Below are 18223 nucleotides of genomic sequence, written 5' to 3' on the forward strand. Positions count from 1 at the left end.
CCCGTATGGCGAGACGGTGTGATGTGTGTCATGTGCGGGACGAGCGCGGGAGGCCGTGCCCGGCCGGCAGCCGCGGTGACCCGTGCTCAGGCGTCGGGCAGCGCACCGGGCCAGGGTCCCGGGGTCCCGGTCTCCGGCTCCTCCGCGGTGCTCGTGTCGAAGAGCCTGAAGCCGCGCCGCAGGTAGTTCGCCATCGCGTGCTCGCCGTCCTTGCTGCACGTGTGCAGCCACACCCGCTCGGTGGGGGCGAGCCCGGGCCACCGCCCGGCCAGGTCCCAGGCCCGCGCGGTCCCGTACGACAGCAGATGCCCGCCGATGCCGCGCCCGCGGAAGGCCGGCAGCAGCCCGAAGTACACGATCTCCACCACGCCCTCGTCCCGCGCCGCCAGCTCGACGTAGCCGGCGGGCGTGCCGCGGTCGTACGCCACCCAGGTCTCCACACCGGGCCGGCCGAGGTGCTCCCGCCAGCGCGCGTACGTCCACGGCAGCCGGTCGGTCCAGCGGACGTCACCGCCGACGGAGGCGTACAGGAACCGGCTGAACTCGGGTGAGGGGACCTCGGACCGGAGGACGCGGACGTCCCCCGCGGGAGGCCCGGCGGGCAGCAGGTCCGCCGGGGACGTCTGCTCCAGGGACCAGGTGGTGACGGTGATCGTGGCCATGGTGGCCAGAGAATCATGAGGTCCATGCGGTGACCAGGGCGGGTCCGCCCGGCCGGGGGCTGCCGGGGCCGGCGCCGCCTCAGTCCAGCGACTCGTCCACCGACGCCAGCGGCACCGCGTACAGCACCCGCTCGGGGGCGGCGTCCGACGCCTCCCCGCTCTCCGGGTCGCCCGGGTCCGCCGCCCGCTCGGTCAGCGTCCACAGCTCGCCGGTCTGCGGCCAGTACGACAGCGACTCGGCGCTCCGGCCCCAGCAGGCGCGGGACCCGTCGGCGGTGCACTCGGCCGCCGCCGCGCCGTCCTCGTCCTGCCGCCACAGCGTGCCGCGCCGGCCCTGGCCCTCGGGGGTGTGCCCGACGTACCAGTCGGCCCCGCCCGCCGCGCCGTGCCGGTGGGACAGCACGCCCCGGACTCCGGTCGCCTCCGTCTCGTACGCCTCCTCCGCGCCGACGAAGCCGAAGGGGTCGGCGCCGAGCAGCCCGGTGCGGTCGGACGAGGTGCTGAAGGGGTAGCGCCAGACGCGGGCCGGGGCGCCGTCGCCGGTGCTCGACGAGGTGGCCACCAGGCTGTGCGGGGAGGAGGTGCGGTCCAGCGAGAGGGAGGCGAAGCAGGGCGGTGCGCCGTCGTGCGCGGCGGTGCAGGTGCCGGCCGTCGCGGTGTACGAGCCGACCGCCGGCATCACGTAGCGGTGGCGGTGGGCCGACCAGCCGCCGTCCACCCGGCCGACCGCGTCGCCGGACACGCCGGCCCGCAGGATGCGGTCCAGGTCGAAGACGTACAGGGTGTCGTCGTCGGAGGCGGCGCCGTCGTGCGCCGTGACGATCAGCTTGTCCCGGTACCAGACCATGCCGCCGGCCCGGGAGCGCACCGGGGCGAAGTCCGTGCCGCCCTCGCGCGGGGCGACGAGGAGGACCCACTGGTACCTCAGGTGCTCCGGGTCGCTCGCGTCGATGAACGCGACCCGGGCGAAACCCCCGTCCGCCGGCCCGCCCGCGGCGCCGTCGGTGTGCGTCCAGCCGGCCAGGATGACGCGGTCGCCGCCCCACGTGCCGTCCGCGGTGGCGTCGCCGGAGGTGGTGACGGACCGCGGGAGCCACTCCCGGGTCGCCGCGTCGTCGGTGTCCCAGCAGTACGCGCGCGTCGCGGTGGGTTCGAGGGGGAGCGCGGCCCGCTCGGTGTCGGAGCAGTCCTCCTCGTTCCGCATCGGGCGGTCGGCGCTCCGCAGCACCTCGTGGACGCCGGCGGGGCCGCCCATCGCGTCGGTCAGGGAGTCGAGCGTCGTCTCGCGGGCCAGGCTCTCGTGCAGCTGGAACCGGTCCATCTCGGCGGCCGAGGTCAGCGGGGTGAGCGCCCCGGGCGTGTCATCGCCGGCGGCCTGCGAGGTGCTGATCAGGGTGGCGGCGGCGGTCAGCGCGAGCGCCGTGCCCGCCAGCCCCGCGCGCAGCGCGCGCCCTCGTCTGCGTCGTCGGTGTCTGCCGCGGTGCTGCATACAACCAACCTCCGATCACAGCCGGTCAACTGCTTCGACGCATCCGGACGTTGACGGAGAAGCAGGTGGGGTCGTTCGGGAGGGATGCTACTTCAGAGAACCGGGTGCCCGATCGGGGAACCGCATAAATGCGACGAGTACCCACACCCGGTGATCACGGGTGTTCACCGGGTATGCACGCCCGGCGCCGCTGCGCGGGGGAACGGCTCCGGCCCGTCCTCCGGCAGCAGGATCTCCACCTCCACGCCCTCCGCGAAGCGGTACGGGCGGTGCTCCAGATACGCCCCGAGGAGGCGCCGCATCCGGGACATCTCGGCGCGGACCGTGACCGTGCGGGCGGGGTCGCCGTACAGCGCGGCGGCCAGTGCGGAGGCGCTGTGGCCTGCGCGGTGCCGGGCCAGCAGGTACAGCAGCTCCGCGTGCCGGGCGCCGATCCGGTGGGTCCAGCGGCACGCGCCGCCCGAGGCGGTGACCGTCCAGCGGTGCGGGTGCGTCAGGTCCAGGACGAGGCGGGCGGTGCCGGAACCGGGCGGCGGCTCGGCGCAGGGCCGTACCAGCCAGCCGCCGGGCAGCGGTTCCACCGAGCAGACGCCGAGGTCCGGCAGCCGGCCGCGGCCGGGGGAGAGCGCCCTCGGCAGGACGACGCGTCTGGTGTACGGCATGCCCGTCACCGCGGCCGTCCAGCCGTTCTCGTCCACGGCCACCGCCCGTTCCCCGATCCGCGCCAGCACCGGGGCGGCGACCGCGCGCAGCCGTTCCAGCGAGGCCAGGTGCAGATCCCGCAGCCGGGCCTCGGCGAGCTTGGCCACCGAGCCGACGAGGGCGAGGGTGGCCGGGTGGTGCGCCGCGGGCGGACCGCTGACGTCGACCGTGCCGAGCAGCCGGCCGTCGCGCGGGTCGGTGATGGGGGCGCCGGCGCACGCCCAGGTGCGCACCGCCGTCCCGCGCCGGTCCACGCCGACGGCGAGGCCGTACCCGTCCGCCCTGCGCAGCACGGCGGCGCCGCCCTCGCGCCACAGCACCCGGCCCTCCGCGTCCGCGACCGTGACGACGTGCCGGCCCGAGTCGGTGAACGGCAGCAGTCCCTCGTGCAGCACCGGCAGGACGTGCCGCAGCCGTGAGGTCCGCCGGCGCCGTTCGACCTCCTCACGGCTGAGCGGGCCGCCGTGCGGGCCGTGGCCGGGGCCGGCCCCGGGGTGCCGCGTGACGTCCGACGGCGGGTGCGGCACTCGTTCCTCCCGGGTCGCCTGTCATCTCCGGGCCGTCTCCGGGCCGTCTCCGGGCCACGGCCGGCCCACGCGCGCGTCGACGGCAGACCTCATAGTGTGCCGCCGATCGGACCCGGAGGGAGCCGGTCCGGGCACGGGGAGCCGACGGCGGGCCGCCGCGTTGCAACCCCCCGCAACCCTGGCGAACAGCCGTCCGCGTACCGAGACTTGTCGCACGCCGTCCGCGAGGGCGGCGCGCTTCGGCCGAGGGCCGATTGACGGGGTGGTGCCGTGTCGGCGCGGCACCACCCCGTACGGTGCCGTCAGTCCACCACCGGCCGTGCCCGGGCCACCACCGAGGCGAGGTCCAGGGTGTGCGGCAGGGTGCCGAAGGCCGTGCCCCAGTCACCGCCGAGCCGGGAACCGCAGAACGCGTCGGCGACCTCCGGGGGCGCGTACCGGACGAGGAGCGACCCCTGGAGCACCAGTGCCATGCGCTCCACGAGCCGGCGTGCGCGGGCCTCGACACCGTCCAGGTCGGCGAGTTCGGTCAGCAGGTTCTTGATGGCGCCGTCCAGCCGGTGGTCGGCGCCCCGGGCCAGTCCGACCTCCCGGAGGAAGGCGTTCAGCGCCTGCGGCTCGCGCCGGAGCGCCCGCAGCACGTCGAGCGCCTGTACGTTCCCGGCGCCCTCCCAGATCGAGTTGAGCGGCGACTCGCGCAGCAGCCGGGGCATCCCGGACTCCTCCACGTACCCGTTGCCGCCCAGGCACTCCAGGGCCTCGGTCACCACCGGCGTACAGCGCTTGGTCACCCAGTACTTCGCGGCGGGCACGGCGATCCGCAGGAACGCGCGCTCGCTCTCCGAGCCGTCGTCGTACGCCGCCGCCAGCCGCATGCCGAGCGCGGTCGCCGCCTCCGACTCCAGCGCCAGGTCCGCGAGGACGTTGCGCATCAGCGGCTTGTCGACCAGCTTCCCGCCGAAGGCCTCCCGGTAGGTGCAGTGGTGGACCGCCTCCGCCACCGCCTGCCGCATCAGCGCCGCGGCACCCAGCACACAGTCCACGCGGGTGGCGGCCACCATGCCGATGATCGTGCGCACCCCGCGGCCCTCGTCGCCGACCCGGCGCGCCCACGTCCCGTCGAACTCGACCTCGGCGGAGGCGTTGGACCGGTTGCCCAGCTTGTCCTTGAGCCGCTGGATGCGGAACACGTTGCGGGTGCCGTCCGCCAGCACCCGGGGCACCAGGAAGCACGTCAGGCCTCCCGGTGCCTGCGCCAGCACCAGGAAGCCGTCCGACATCGGCGCCGAGCAGAACCACTTGTGGCCCGTCAGCTCGTACGTCCCGTCCTCGGCGAGCGGCCGTGCCGCCGTGGTGTTCGCCCGGACGTCGCTGCCGCCCTGCTTCTCCGTCATCCCCATGCCGAAGACCGCGCCGGCCTTCCGGGCGGCGGGCCGCATGTCCCAGTCGTAGACCATGGACGTCAGGCGCGGCTCCCACTCGGCCGCGAGGTCCGGGTCGGCGCGCAGCGCGGGCACCGCGGCGTGGGTCATCGACAGCGGGCAGCCGTTGCCCGCCTCGACCTGCGTCCAGACGACGAACGCGGCCGCGCGCCGCACATGGCCGCCGGGCCGGGTCCAGGCCGCCGTGAGGCCCTGGGAGACGCCCTTGCCGAGCAGCCGGTGCCAGGAGGGGTGGAACTCCACCTCGTCGATCCGGTTCCCGTAGCGGTCGTGCGTCCGCAGGACCGGCGGGTTCTCGTTCGCCAGCCGCCCCCACTCCCGCACCTGGTCGGAGCCCGCCGTGCGGCCGAACGCCGACAGTTCCGCACGCACCTCGTCGACGAGTCCGGGGGCGAGGTGCCGCTCGACCGCCTCGGCCAGTGCCCGGTCGGTGGAGAAGACGTCGTGGCCCCCGAGTGGCGGGGGCTGGTTGCTCACTTCATGGGTGCTCGCTGCCATGTGCGGAACGTACCCGCCGGTACGGGGAGGCTCACCCGGTGGACGGCGGGCGCCGTCCCGGCGTGGCGGCGCACGGGCACGCCGCGGCACCCCGGTGTGCCGTCGGGCCACCGGGGTGCCGCGGGTCGTCGGGAGGCGCGCTCCGGACCGGCCGGAGACCGGGCCGGGCGTGTCGTGGTCCGGGCCGTACGCGCGGGCGCGGTCAGGCCGAGCGTGAGATCAGCGGCAGCTCCCCGGTGGTCTCCAGGACGTCGGCGCCGTAGGTGTCGCTCACCCAGCCGTCGCGGTACACGGTGTCCAGGTAGCGCTCGCCCAGGTCCGGGGCGATGGCCACCGCCGTCAGGTCGTCGCTCCCGTTGCGGGCCAGCCAGTCGGAGGCGCCGCTGACCACCGTGCCGGTGGAGCCGCCGAACAGGAACCCGCGGCGGGCCAGCCGGCGGCAGGCGCGCACGGTGTCCGCCTCCTCGACCCGTACGAGGTCGTCCACCCAGGACTCGTCGAGCAGCGGCGGGGTGACGCTCATGCCGAGACCCGGGATCATCCGGCGGCCCGGAGCCCCGCCGAACGACACGGAGCCCTCACTGTCCACGGCCACGATGCGCACGCCGCGCCGGTGCTCCCAGAACCAGCGCGCGCACCCCATCAGGGTCCCGGAGGTGCCCACGCCCACGAACAGGACGTCCAGGTGCGGGAACTGCCGGGCGATGGCCGGTGCCGTGTTGCGGTAGTGCGCCCGCCAGTTGCCCGAGTTGGTGTACTGGTCGAGCCAGACGTAACGGTCGTCGGAGGCGCACAGCGCACGGAGGTACGCGAGGCGGGCGCCCAGGAAACCCCCGTGGGTCGCCGGCTCGGTGATGACGTGGACGTCGGTGCCCAGCGCCTCCATCAGCCGGCGTGTCTGCGGGTTGCAGCGGGCGTCGGTCACGCACAGGAACCGGTAACCCCTGCTCGCCGCGATCATGCTGAGTGCCACGCCCAGATTCCCGGACGAGGACTCGACCAGAACGGATCCCGGCGTGAGGATCCCGTCCCGTTCGGCGGCCTTCACCATTTCCAGCGCGGCCTTGACCTTGATCGAGCCCGCGAAGTTGAAGCCCTCGCACTTCAGGTACAGGGAGTGTCCGACGACCGGTCGCAGGTCGACGTACAGCTCTTCCTCGTTGAAGTCCGTGGGTGCGGAGATGACTGGCACTGCTTCCCCCTGGTTCACGCTTGCCATGTTGGTGCAATTGGCGTGTGGTAGTGACTTAGGTCTTCTTTCTCTGTTTTCTGTGTATATTTCGGGTACGTGAGGCACATACGTGCTGGTCGGGCGCGTGTGTGCGAACGGTGCGGGTGTTACGAGTGTTACGGCTGGTGCGGGTAGTGCGGGTGGTGTCGGTTCGGCCGGTCAGCCGTGGCGGCTCAGCTCGTTGAAGAAGCCGTCCACCACGTGCAGTTCACCGGCCCGGGTCACGGCCTCGTGGACATGGGCCCCCACCGCCAGGTCCAGGACGCCGAGGCCGAACGGCGAGAAGATCACCGGCCGGTCCGACGGCACGCCGGTCCTGCCGGAGAGCACGTCCTCCAGGGTTCCCGTCAGGAAGTCCCGGCCGCCGGTGAGCTTCTCGGCCAGGTGCGGCGAGGTGTCCGCCTTCAGGCAGTGCTCCACGTCGTCGACGAAGTTCGCCGCGCCGAGCAGGATCTCCGGCGCCAGGTCGCGCAGCGAGACGTGCAGCACCAGCGGGTCGTGGGCGAACCACTTCGGGTCGTGCACGTGCGGGGTGCCCGCGACCGTGGCGAAGACGACCAGGTCGCCCGCGCGGATCGCCTGCTCGGCGTCCTCGTGCACGGTGACCGGGGCGTCGGTGCCCGACCGCCGGAGGTAGTCCGTGAACCCGGCGGCGCTCTCGGCGATCAGGTCGTGCACCCCGATCTCCTCGAACGGCCAGCCCGTCGCCGCCAGGTACGTGTGGATGTACCGGGCGATCAGACCCGTACCGACGAAGACCACCCGGCCCGGCTTCCCGCGCCCCTCGCGGGCGTCCCCGAGCCGGTGGGCCGCCAGCGCCGCCGACGCGGCCGTCCTGGCGGCGCTGATCACCGACGCCTCCAGGCAGGCGAACGGATAGCCGGTGGCCGGGTCGTTGAGGATCAGCACGGCCGAGGCGCGGGGCAGACCGGACCTGATGTTGTCCGGGAAACTGGACACCCACTTCAGCCCGTCGACCCGGTGGCCGCCGCCGAGGGAGGCGGGCAGCGCGATGATGCGGGACGAGGGGCGGTCCGGGAAGCGCAGGAAGTACGACGGCGGGTTGACCGTCTCGCCCGCGCCGTGCAGCCGGTACACCGACTCCACCAGGTCCACGACCTCGCGCTCGCGGCCCGTCAGGACCTGCTGCACCTGGGCACCGGTGATCACGGCGAAGGACGGCGCTCCGTCGCTCGCGGGCGTCGCCGCCGGGTCGCCCTGCGGCTGCTGCGGGGGCTGCGGGTGCGCCGGGCTCATCGGGTGTTCCCTTCCAGGGTCGCGGAGACGTCGGAGAACCGCACCGGGTCGGCCAGGCCCACGAGGATCTCGCGATCCCCCTGGAAGGGCTCCCGGCTGTGCGCCGTACGGATGTTGTCGACGAGCAGGAGATCGCCCGCCTGCCACGGCTCGCGGCGGGTGTGGGCCGTGTAGACCTCGTTGATCGTCTCGACGACGTCCGGGCCGATCGGGTCGCCGTTGCCGTAGCGGGTGTTGAACGGCAGGCCGTCCTCCCCGTACACGTCGACCAGGTAGTCGCGGACCTCCTCCTCCAGGGTCCACTGGTTGAGGAACGCGACCTGGTTGAACCAGCAGCGGCGGCCCGTCACCGGGTGGCGGACCACGGCGCTGCGGCGCTGGCGGGTGTGCAGGGAGCCGTCGTCCTGCCAGGCGTACTCGATGGCGTGCACCCGGCAGTACGCCTCGATGGCGCCCCGGTCGTCCGTGCCGAACGCCTCCTCGAGGGTGGCGCCGATCTCGTCGTTGTAGCTGCGGGTGAGCAGCCAGCCCTCCCGCTCGAAGCGCTCCGTCAGCTCGGCGGGCAGCGCCGCGAGGACGGCCTCCGCGTCGGCGGTGCCCGTGACCCCGCCCCCGGTGGGCGCGGTGAGGCAGGCGAAGAGCATCAGGCCGGGAAACTCCAGCGTGTAGCTCAGCTCGTGGTGCATGCACATCTGCTGGTTGGCCGGCCAGGCGGTGGAGGAGTGCACGCCGTCGGCGTACGCCTCCCGCGGCGCGAACGCCTCCTTCTCCGCCATCAGGCCGTCGGCCACCCGCTGGAAGACGGCGCCGGTCTGCGCCCGGTCCCGCAGGCCGAGCCCGCGGACGAGCACCGCCCCGTGTTCGGCGACGACGGCGCGCAGCGCGTCCCGGTGCCGGGTGGTCCACTCCCGGGCGTCGCCGGCGGCGACGTCGAGGAGCGGTGGCCTGCCCTCGCTCAGGACGACGTCGTCGCGGAGCAGGGAAGTCGAGGACGACATGGTCGTGATGGTCCTTTCGGTAGTTCTGGTGATGCGGTCGGTGCGGGGGCGGCTCACGCGCTGGGCGCCTCGGCCGGCAGACCGGCCCCGGGCGGCGGGGCGGTGCCGGCCGGCGTGGCGGTCCGGTGTGGCGTGACGGGTGCGGTGGTGCCGCCGGTCGCGGCCGGGGCGGTGGTGCCCGCTGTCGTGACCGTCCCGGCCGGTGTTCCCGTGCCCGCCGTGCCGGTCCTGGTGTCGATCAGGTCGGCGAGGTCGGCGAGGACCGGGTGCTGGGTGACGTCCTTCGGGGACACCGCCCGGTCCAGGGCGATCGCCAGCTTCACCGCCGACAGCGAGGTGCCGCCGCGGTCGAAGAAGTGGTCCCGGCGGCCGACCCGGGCCTGCGGGACGCCCAGGACCTCGGCCCACGCGGCCGCCAGCCGCTCCTCGGTCGGCGTGCCCGGCGCGGGCGCGGGGGAGCCGTCGCCGGCGGCCTCCAGCTCCTCGGCCAGCGCGGTCAGCCGCTTGACGTCGATCTTGCCGTTCGCGGTGAGCGGCAGGTGCTCGCGCCAGTGGACGACCGTCGGCACCATGTACACGGGCAGCGACGCGGCCAGCGTCCGCCGCAGCACCTCGGCGTCCAGCGGCTTCCGCCCGCTGTAGAAGGCGACCAGGTGCTCGCCCCGGGCCACGACCACGGCGCCGTCGCGCACGCCCGCGACCCTGAGCAGCGCGTTCTCCACCTCACCCATCTCGATGCGGAAGCCGCGCACCTTCACCTGGGTGTCCTTGCGGCCCAGGAACTCCAGCTTGCCGTCGGGCCGCCAGCGCCCCTGGTCGCCGCTGCGGTACAGCCGCTCGCCCGGCCGGTACGGGTCGTCCCCGAAGGCGCGCCGGGTCCGCTCGGGGTCGTTGACGTAGCCCCGGCCGACACACACCCCGGAGAACACGATCTCGCCGGGGGCGCCCAGCGGCACCAGGCCCAGGTGCTCGTCGACGACGTACACGCGCACGTTGCGCACCGCGCGGCCGAGCGGCACCCGGTCCCCGTCCGGCGGCCGGCGCATCACCTCGTGGTTGGTGTCGTCCGAGGTCTCGGTCAGCCCGTAGGCGTTGGCCAGCGGAACGGCCGGGAACGCGGCGAACCAGCGCTCGGTCAGCTCCTTCTTCAGCGCCTCCCCGGTGACCGACACGCACCGCAGGTCGGGCAGCGCGCGCGGGTCGTGCTCCAGGTGGGTGAGGACGGCCTCCAGGTACGAGGGCACGGCCTGCAGCACGTTCACCCGGCCGGAGGCGATCCGGTCGACGTACCGGCCGACGTCGAGGATCACCTCCTGTTCCACCAGCAGCGTCCGCCCGCCGACCAGCAGCGCGGACACCAGCTGCCACAGCGAGATGTCGAAGCACTGGGGCGCGGTCTGGGCGACCACGGACCCCTCCTCGATGCCCAAGTCCTCGATCTTGGCGAGGAGGTGGTTGAGCATCCCGGCGTGCTCGCACATCGCCCCCTTCGGCTCTCCCGTGGAGCCGGAGGTGAAGTAGATGTACGCGAGCTGGTCCGCGGCGACGGCCACCCCCGGGTCGCTGTCGGCGTGGCCCTCCGCGTAGGCCGCGGTGACGAGGACGCGTCCCACACCGGGCAGCCTGTCCAGCGCCGCGTCGAGCGTGGTCGTGCTGCCCTCCTCGGTCACCACCAGCGCGCACTCCGCGCGGGACAGCGTCTTCGCGATGCGCCCGGCGGGGAAGTGCGGCTCGACGGGCAGGTAGACGCCGCCGGCCTTCAGCACGCCGAGCACGGCGGCCGTCCAGTCCAGGTTCCGCTCGGTCACCACGGCGACGACGCCCTCGCGCTCCAGGCCGCGCGCCAGCAGGGCCCGGGCGATCCGGTTGGCGCGGGAGTTGAGCTCCCGGTACGTCCACCGCTCCGCGCCGCACTCGGCGGCGACCGCGTCCGGGTGGGCCCGTACCCGCTCCTCGAACAGTTCGTGGACGCGCCGGTCCGGCAGCTCCCGGCGGGGTCCCGCGAGACCGTCGACCTGACGGCGGACCTCGTCGGCGGTGAGCAGGGACTGCCGCCCGTAGTCGGCGTCCGGGTCGAGGGCCAGCGAGGTCAGCGCGACGGCGTGGTAGCCGGCGATCCGGGCCGCGGCCTCCCCGCCGAGCACGTCGGTGCGGTACCGCACCCGCAGTCCGATGCGGTCGCCCTGCCGCAGCACGCCCACCCGCAGCACGACGCCCCCGTCGAGGGCGTCGTCGCCGCCGGTGGCGTCGAGCACGGTCTCGAACGGCGGCTCGGTCAGCCCGAGTTCCTCCCGCAGTCCGTCCAGGCCGTCCACGGAACAGTCCGCGTAAGCCCGTACGTCCGCCATGACCTGCCGTGCGTGCCGCAGCAGGTCGTGCCACGGGCCCGCGCCGGTGGTGAGCCGGCAGGGCAGCGGACGGCCGCCCGCGACGGCCACCCAGCCCGTGGTGATCTCCCGCTCACCGGACAGGACGGCCAGCACGCGCGCGTGCGCGGCGAGCAGCACGGAGTCCAGCGGCAGCGCCAGCGCCCGCACCGCCGCCAGGAACCCGTCGGGCAGCGCCACGTCGACCTCGCCCGTCCCGGCCGCCGGGGCCGGTGTCCAGCGGGGGACCGCCGTCCGCCCGCCGCCGGTCAGCACCCCGCGCCAGTACTCACGGGCGTCGTCGGCCCGCCGCTTCCTCGCGTTCGTCACATCCATCGGTCCGTTCCCCCGTTTCACCGTCGTCCCCGGTCCTCCGAGGCCGGGTTGCCGCCCCACCGCGCGCGCGGCGGTACTTGCTCGCCCTTCAGCAGGAAGGAGTCGGCGGCGAGCTCCGCCCCGTCGCCCATGGTCACGCCGTAGTGGACCAGCGAGCCGACCCCCAGGGTCACCCCGTCGCCGAGCCTGACGTGGTCCGACTTGAAGGTGCCGTCCTCCTGGGAATGCGCCTGCAGCCTGCTGCCGGCGTTGAGGGTGCAGTCGTCCCCGACCGTGGAGAGCGTCCGCTCGGTCAGGTAGGCGCCGTCGTCGAGGACCCGCTTGCCGAACCTCGCGCCCATCAGCCGCCAGGCCCAGACCTTGTACGGGGTGCCGTTCAGTATCTCCAGGTGCAGGTCGGGCACCTTCCACAGGCGCTCGATGTGCCAGAAGCGCTCGTCGTAGATGGAGAAGAGCTCCGGCTGGAGCGGGCGGAAGTGCAGGATGCAGCGCTCCACGAGCGCGAAGTACACGACGGTGAACACCAGGCCCAGCACCATGGAGGCGGTGACCACGGTGAGCTTCGCGGTGCCGGTCCAGTACAGGTCGACGGCCGCGAAGCCGAGCACCGTCAGCACGAAGCCGCAGAGCCACCTGAGGCACAGGTGCATCCCCATCGACTTCAGGTTGTATCGATTCTTCGCGCGCAGCCGGCGCTCGAACTCCGCGCCCTCGCGCAGGTGGTCGAAGCGGCTGTCGCGCTCGACCGACCGGGGGATCTCGAACGCCGGTGAGCCGAGCAGTCCGACCCCCTCACGGACCTCGCCGTCCAGGGGGACCAGCACCTTCGTCGCCAGCAGGCAGTTGTCGCCGGTCCGGCCCCCGGCCGGGTAGGCGATGGCGTTGCCGAGGAAGTTGTTCGCGCCGATCGAGGTCCGGGTGACCTTGAAGGACGTGGCCGAGTACTCCGCGTTCATGAGCGAGAGCCCGTCCGCGATCATCGTGCCGCTGCCGACCGAGGACAGGAACGGCGTCTCGTGCGCCAGCTCGGTACCGAAGTTGGAGCCGGTCTGTCGCACGCGGGACAGGTCGTACCCGAGGGCCTTCAGGTAGTACACGATGTAGGAGCTGTCGCCGAAGAGCCACTTGTAGAACCTGATGTTGGTCAGGCGGGTGATCGTGCGGTGCAGCCCGTAGTGGAAGCCGTACAGCGGATACACCTTGTCCGGCTCGATCATCCGGTTCAGCAGGCGTGGCACCGCGAGCACCGTGATCGCTCCGGTGACGGTGGCGAGCAGGAACAGCACCACGGACAGGACCAGCGCCTCGACGTAGAAGCGCAGCGAGCCGATGTCCCGGAACCGCGGGTTGACGAGCGCCTCCAGGCCGGGCGCCACCGCGAACAGCAGGTACAGCCCGCCGACGGCCAGCGGCACCCACAGCAGGAACACCTGGAGCAGCGAGGCGAGGGCGTAGCCGGACCGGCGGAACGTGCCGCACGGCGTCGGGGCCACCCGTACGTGGTCGATCGGGGTGCGTTCGGCCGGGGAACCGTGCCAGCTCTCCCGGGCCGGCACCGACTCGCCGGGGCGCAGCGCGGAGGAGTGGCCGAGCTGGGACCCGTCACCCATCGAGGTGTCGATGTCCAGCACGGTCCGCTCGCCCACGAACACGTCCCGCCCGAGGGTGACCGGGCCGGTGCGCAGGCGCCCGGCGTGGGCGTGGTAGCACTGCAGCAGCGAGTCCTTGCGGACGATCGTGCCCTCGCCGATCGTGAGCAGGTCCGCGGCGACGGGCACCGAACGGCTCAGGATCGTGACGTTCTTGCCGATGCGGGCGCCGAGCGCGCGCAGGTAGACCACGTACAGCGGGTTGCCGACGAGGAGCATCGCGGGGCTGGTGTGCAGCAGCGCCCGGACGGTCCAGAACCGCAGGTACGCCATGGACCAGACCGGGAACTCGGTCGGCCGGGCGCGGCCGATCAGCAGCCACTTGGCGGCGACCGGCAGCACGGTCAGGACGACGACGAGGGTCCCGCCGAAGAACGCCGCGCGCAGATAGACCTGGGTGGCCGACGGGCCGGCGGCCACCCATTCGTACCCTCGCGTCAGGGCGACCGCGCCGAACAGGCAGTACCCGACGAAGACGAGCAGCTGCAGTGTCCCGCACAGCGCGTGGCGGAACGAGCTGCCGGACGCCACCGGCTCGGCCTGCACGGGCGTCCGCTCGGGCCCCGGTTCGGGGGCCTCGGTCAGGGCGGCCGCCAGGGAGCGGACCGTCGGATGGCCGTAGACGTCCTTCATCGAGACCGACGGCAGATCGGACCGCTTCCGGATCTTCGCGCAGAAGTGGGCCAGCACCAGCGAGTTGGCGCCGAGATCGTCGAAGAAGTGGCTGTCGACCGGTACATGGTCGACGCGCACGACCGTGGCCAGCACCTCGGCGAGGACCCGTTCGGTGTCCGCGCGCGTGAGCGGCGCGGGCGTGTCCGTGGCGTCCGCGGGCGCGACCCGCGCGGCGGTGTCCGGGCGGGTGGCCGGGGTGTCGGTGTCCGCGCTCGGAACCTGCGCGGCCGGGAGGTCGGGCGGAGCGGCCGTCGTGGCCTCACCGCTGTTTCGCAGCACATGAACTCCTTGTGCGATGTTTCGTAGCGACGTGTGTTGGGTGTTCGGCGCCCGAGCCCGTCCGGATTGGTTCGGATTGAGGCAATCGTGACGAGGCCCGTCCGTGACGCGGCAGGCTGGGGCACCGGCCGTCCGCTTCCGTGTCCGCCGCCCGTTCCCGGGCATGCGGCCGCGCCCCTTCGTCCGGTTCATGGCGTGTGCCGGTACCCGGGGCATCCGCAGGTTCTGTCAGGGGCTGTGACAGGTCATGCCGCACCGGGCAGGCAATGCCTGACACGGACGGCGACATGCGGGGTGGGACAGGAAAGAGAAGCGCGTGGTGCGAGTGAAAGCATGGATATCTCCGGGGCGGTTCATCGTTGGAATACGCCCGGGGGTGAGCGGCGTGGCGCGTAGTGACATGTCGAGCGCGATTGTCCAGTCGGCGTGTGGAAAAGTGGAACCGGACAGCCGTGTGGGTCGGCGCGGAGCGAGACGGGGGTGATCCGCCCGGTGTTCCGGCGGGTCACGGGCAACGCTGCAGCTCGGACACTTGGTCAGGTATCCTCACGATCCCCCGTGGTGCGGCGCCCCTCCCCCCTGGCGGGTGTCCGCAGTGGAATGCAATTCGGATTCTTTCGGTCTAATAGTGAACAGGTCAAGGGAGTTCGGGCAATTGACGCTTTCCTGTGCCACTTCCGATCTTCTCCGAGGTCTTCGGCGCAGCCCCCGCATGTGCTTCAACGGGGAACTTCCCCTTCGGCAGGAACAAGCGTCATCGGCCGTTCCGCTTGGCGGCCCACCCTTTTCGGCCAGCGCGGTCATGACAGAATCGAATTCAATTAATCGCCGCCGGTTTCCCGTGGGTTGCCTTTGTATTTCTGCCGTACGGCGCGACCCGTGGGAAGCGAGCGGTCCGCCACCGGGACGCGGGCACGGCCGGCCTCCGCTTGACCGTGGCGTCGGCGCCGGTCACGGGGGAACCGGCGCGGGACGGATGCGTCACCCGTACCGTCGGGCGCTCCCGCGACAGGTGGCCGACGCCCACGCCACCCGTACCGCCGGACGCTGCGGCATCCGTACCGGACGGCCACGTCACCCGTACCGCCCGGCGCCGCGGTGCCCGTACCGGAACAGGCCCGGCAATCCGCACCCGCGGAAGGTCCGGCAGCCGTACCGCGAGGTGAGTGCCGCCCGTCGCGGCGGATACCGTAAGAGGCGTGCAGCCAGCAAGAAAGTTCTCCGAGAGCCCCTCCGGCCGTCTCCACCGGGCCCGCGCCCTCTACCGGAACGTCTCCAAGCGCAGGACCGCCTGGCTGCTGCTCAAGGACACGGTGAACTCGTGCATCGAGTACCGCATCCTCGGCCTCGCCGCGGAGGCGGCGTTCTTCACGCTGATGTCCGTGCCGCCGCTGCTCGTCAGCATGATCGGCCTGCTCTACTACGTGGACGGCTGGACCGGCGCCGACACCATCTCCGGCCTGGAGAACAACCTCATCGAGGCATCCCGCACGGTGCTGTCCGACCGCGGCGTGCAGGAGATCGCCCAGCCGATCCTGGACGACGTCACGAAGAGCGGCAGACCCGACGTCATCTCCGTCGGCTTCCTCTTCGCGGTCTGGTCGGGCTCCCGCGCGGTGAACGTCTTCATCGACACGATCACCGTGATGTACGGCCTCGACGGCGTCCGCGGCATCGTCAAGACCCGCCTTCTGGCCTTCCTCCTCTTCATCGTGGCGCTGCTGATCGGCTCGGTGGCGCTGCCCCTGATGGTCGTGGGCCCGGACGCGGTGGTGAGCGTCGTGCCGTGGTCGGCGACCCTCGTGCAGGTCCTGTACTGGCCGGTCGTGATCGTCCTGTCGATCGTCTTCCTGACGACGCTGTACCACGTGTCCGTGCCCGTGCGCTCGCCCTGGGTGGAGGACGTCCCGGGCGCCCTGGTGGCCCTCGGCATGTGGGTGCTCGGCAGCTTCCTGCTGCGCATCTACATCACCAGCACCATCGAGGGGGCGACGATCTACGGCTCGCTCGGCGCGGCCGTCGCCGTCCTGCTGTGGATCGGGGTGTCCGCCTTCGCGGTGCTGGTCGGCGCCGCCGTCAACGCGGCCATCGACCGGGTCTGGCCGGCCGCCGCGACCGCCGCCGCCCGCGCCGCCAACGAGCGCCTGCGGGAGGAGATCGCCGCCGAGTACATCGCCCGCGCCGCGGCCGCCCGCGCCGCCGACCCCGGCGACGCCGACGACCCCGACGACCCGGACATGCCCTCGGAGTTCCCCGAGCGCTGGTCCCGCTTCCTCCCGCCCGAGGACGTCACCGCACGCCTGCGCACCCACGCGAAGACGTCGCCCAAGCAGGGGGGCGAGGGACCGGCGGACGAGTGAGGCGGCACCTGCCACCGCCCGGCAGACCGCGACACCGCGGCGTCCCGCCGCCCGCGGGATCCGGCCCTCGCCGCCCGCGGGATCCGGCCCTCGCCGCCCGCCGAGAGCCGTACGGGCCGCCCGCCAGAGCCGTACGGGCCGCCGCCCGCCGCACGGGAATGCCGTCTTGCCCCGCCGGGGCGCCGGTCGAGGGGGCGGCCGGGGGATGGCCCATGCCGTCTCGTGACGCACCGCACGCCGTCGCCGCACCGTACGGAGACCCGCCCGCCTCGCCCGGTCGCCCCCGTCCACGGCTCACCGCCCACGTGCCCGGCGTGCTCCCCGTCGTCCCTGTCAGGGGACCGGCCGACGGCCGGGCCGCGCGGGCGGACCTCGGCGGACGGCCCGAATCCGGGCGTGCGTGTCCATGGGACGGCGGCCCGGGCCGCCGGAGTACCGCGACGGCGTCGCGTAGCCTGGCAGCCGTGTACGAGGAGTGGGCGTCCCGGCAGGCGGGCGCGGTGGTGTGGACGAAGACCCCCGGCGGGCCGTCGGCGCCCGGTGCCCACCTGGTGCTGCCCGACGGCTGCATGGATCTGCTGTGGCACGAGGGCCGGCTGTTCGTCGCGGGCCCCGACACCCGCGCGCACGCCCCCGGCGAGGCGTCCGGGAGCTGGGCCGGCATCCGCTTCTTCCCGGGCACCGCGCCCGCGCTGCTCGGCGTCCCCGCGCACGTACTGCGCGATCAGCGCGTCGGCCTCGCCGACCTCTGGCCCGCCGCGGAGGTGCGGCGCCTCACCGCGCGCGTGAACGCCGCGGCCACCCCGGCCCTCGGACTGGAGGAGCTCGCCCTGCGCCGGGCGGCCGCCCGCGACGCCCCCGACCCGCTCCTGCGCGGGATCGTGGCCGCGCTCGACGCGGGCCGCCCGGTCGCCGCGACCGCCGACGAACTCGGCATCGGCGCCCGCCGGCTGCACCGCCGCTCACTCGTCGCGTTCGGGTACGGCCCCAAGACGCTGGCCCGCATCCTCCGGTTCCGGCGGGCGCTCGCCCTGGCCCGCGCCGGGGTGCCCCTCGCCGAGACGGCGCACCGCACCGGTTTCGCGGACCAGGCCCATCTCGCGCGCGACGTACGCGCGCTGGCCGGGCTGCCGCTCCGGGACCTGCTCGCCGGCTAGCCCTCGCGCCCTTTCGTTCCTTCCGGGACCGACCGGGCGAACAGGTCCACGCCGTTGCCGTCCGGGTCCAGCACGACCGCGTACCGCTGCCCCCACACCGCGTCCCACGGCTTCAGCTCACCGCGGTACCCGGCGCCCACCAGGTCCGCGTACACCGCGTCCACCTCCGCCGGGTCCCCGCACAGCAGCGCTAGCGAGGTCCGGCCCCCGGACCGCGGCCGCCACGCGGGGTGGAAGGAGCGCACCGTCTCCTCGGTGTCGAGCAACAGCCGCACACCTCCCGGCAGCACGGCCTCCGCATGGGGCGCACTCTCGGAACCCTCGGGGAAGGCGAACCCGAGGCGGCGGTAGAAGGCGACCGAGGCGGCCATGTCGGAGACGACCATGCCGATCGCGTCGAATCGTGGAGTCATGCGTGCCAGCGTAGGAACGGCGCCGGACGGCGGTCTTGAAGGAATCGGACACCGGTCAGGGGGCGCGCCCGAAGGGGCGCGGGGAACTGCGCGACCAGCCACATCGAACCCGCAGACGAAGCACCCCGCGAACGACTCACCCCGCGGAGGAACGGCGCCGGACGGCGGTCTTGAAGGAATCG

At 73.5% G+C, this 18223-nt stretch carries 12 protein-coding genes; 2 read left to right on the top strand and 10 right to left on the bottom strand.

Annotation, left to right across the window (positions count from 1 at the left end):
* Positions 1-86: 86 nt before the first annotated feature.
* The 9 genes from IEZ04_RS06445 to IEZ04_RS06485 all read right to left on the bottom strand — a co-directional run bounded on the left by IEZ04_RS06445 (position 87) and on the right by IEZ04_RS06485 (position 13925).
* Positions 87-662, bottom strand: a complete 576-nt coding sequence (locus tag IEZ04_RS06445; RefSeq protein ID WP_189215702.1) for a GNAT family N-acetyltransferase — start codon at positions 660-662, stop codon at positions 87-89.
* 79 nt (positions 663-741) lie between these two features.
* Entirely contained in the window at positions 742-2151 is a 1410-nt protein-coding gene (locus IEZ04_RS06450) for a hypothetical protein (protein ID WP_189215703.1), read from the bottom strand.
* 164 nt (positions 2152-2315) lie between these two features.
* Positions 2316-3380, bottom strand: a complete 1065-nt coding sequence (locus IEZ04_RS06455) for a GAF domain-containing protein (RefSeq protein ID WP_189215704.1) — start codon at positions 3378-3380, stop codon at positions 2316-2318.
* A gap of 302 nt (positions 3381-3682) precedes the next feature.
* Positions 3683-5320 carry an acyl-CoA dehydrogenase family protein gene (locus tag IEZ04_RS06460; protein WP_189215705.1) on the bottom strand — a complete coding sequence of 546 codons (1638 nt, stop codon included), beginning with the start codon at positions 5318-5320 and terminating at the stop codon, positions 3683-3685.
* 202 nt (positions 5321-5522) lie between these two features.
* A complete protein-coding gene (gene sbnA / locus IEZ04_RS06465; protein WP_189215706.1) occupies positions 5523-6512 on the bottom strand; it encodes a 2,3-diaminopropionate biosynthesis protein SbnA in 990 nt (329 codons plus the stop codon).
* A gap of 198 nt (positions 6513-6710) precedes the next feature.
* Positions 6711-7808, bottom strand: coding sequence for a 2,3-diaminopropionate biosynthesis protein SbnB (gene sbnB / locus IEZ04_RS06470; protein WP_189215707.1), 1098 nt, complete (start codon positions 7806-7808; stop codon positions 6711-6713).
* Positions 7805-8806 (bottom strand): TauD/TfdA family dioxygenase, encoded by a 1002-nt coding sequence (locus IEZ04_RS06475; RefSeq protein ID WP_189215708.1) that lies wholly within the window; start codon positions 8804-8806, stop codon positions 7805-7807. Before IEZ04_RS06475 ends, sbnB begins: the two co-directional genes overlap by 4 nt.
* A gap of 53 nt (positions 8807-8859) precedes the next feature.
* On the bottom strand, positions 8860-11508 hold the full coding sequence (locus IEZ04_RS06480) for a non-ribosomal peptide synthetase (RefSeq protein WP_189215709.1): 2649 nt from the start codon (positions 11506-11508) through the stop codon (positions 8860-8862).
* A 17-nt stretch (positions 11509-11525) separates the two neighbouring features.
* Positions 11526-13925 (bottom strand): Pls/PosA family non-ribosomal peptide synthetase, encoded by a 2400-nt coding sequence (locus IEZ04_RS06485; protein ID WP_229820889.1) that lies wholly within the window; start codon positions 13923-13925, stop codon positions 11526-11528.
* A gap of 1385 nt (positions 13926-15310) precedes the next feature.
* Here IEZ04_RS06485 and IEZ04_RS06490 point away from each other — a divergent pair.
* Together IEZ04_RS06490 and IEZ04_RS06495 are read left to right on the top strand one after the other, a co-directional pair.
* Complete coding sequence (locus IEZ04_RS06490) at positions 15311-16471, top strand: YihY/virulence factor BrkB family protein (RefSeq protein ID WP_189215711.1); 1161 nt, start codon at positions 15311-15313, stop codon at positions 16469-16471.
* Positions 16472-16935: 464 nt separating this feature from the next.
* Positions 16936-17628, top strand: coding sequence for a helix-turn-helix domain-containing protein (locus IEZ04_RS06495; RefSeq protein WP_189215712.1), 693 nt, complete (start codon positions 16936-16938; stop codon positions 17626-17628).
* On the opposite strand, the gene IEZ04_RS06500 is transcribed toward IEZ04_RS06495, so the two are convergent.
* On the bottom strand, positions 17625-18041 hold the full coding sequence (locus IEZ04_RS06500) for a VOC family protein (RefSeq protein WP_189215713.1): 417 nt from the start codon (positions 18039-18041) through the stop codon (positions 17625-17627). The two genes, IEZ04_RS06495 and IEZ04_RS06500, sit on opposite strands and share 4 nt — an antisense overlap.
* Positions 18042-18223: the final 182 nt, after the last annotated feature.

The sequence above is a fragment of the Streptomyces ruber genome (assembly GCF_014648075.1).
GTDB classification, from domain to species: Bacteria; Actinomycetota; Actinomycetes; order Streptomycetales; family Streptomycetaceae; genus Streptomyces; species Streptomyces ruber.

What these genes read in the sequence shown, in the direction of transcription:
- IEZ04_RS06460 (WP_189215705.1), bottom strand. Translation starts at nt 5,320, where the DNA reads ATGGCAGCGAGCACCCATGAAGTGAGCAACCAGCCCCCGCCACTCGGG.
- IEZ04_RS06450 (WP_189215703.1), bottom strand. Translation starts at nt 2,151, where the DNA reads ATGCAGCACCGCGGCAGACACCGACGACGCAGACGAGGGCGCGCGCTG.
- sbnB (WP_189215707.1), bottom strand. Translation starts at nt 7,808, where the DNA reads ATGAGCCCGGCGCACCCGCAGCCCCCGCAGCAGCCGCAGGGCGACCCG.
- IEZ04_RS06480 (WP_189215709.1), bottom strand. Translation starts at nt 11,508, where the DNA reads ATGGATGTGACGAACGCGAGGAAGCGGCGGGCCGACGACGCCCGTGAG.
- IEZ04_RS06500 (WP_189215713.1), bottom strand. Translation starts at nt 18,041, where the DNA reads ATGACTCCACGATTCGACGCGATCGGCATGGTCGTCTCCGACATGGCC.
- IEZ04_RS06445 (WP_189215702.1), bottom strand. Translation starts at nt 662, where the DNA reads ATGGCCACGATCACCGTCACCACCTGGTCCCTGGAGCAGACGTCCCCG.
- IEZ04_RS06475 (WP_189215708.1), bottom strand. Translation starts at nt 8,806, where the DNA reads ATGTCGTCCTCGACTTCCCTGCTCCGCGACGACGTCGTCCTGAGCGAG.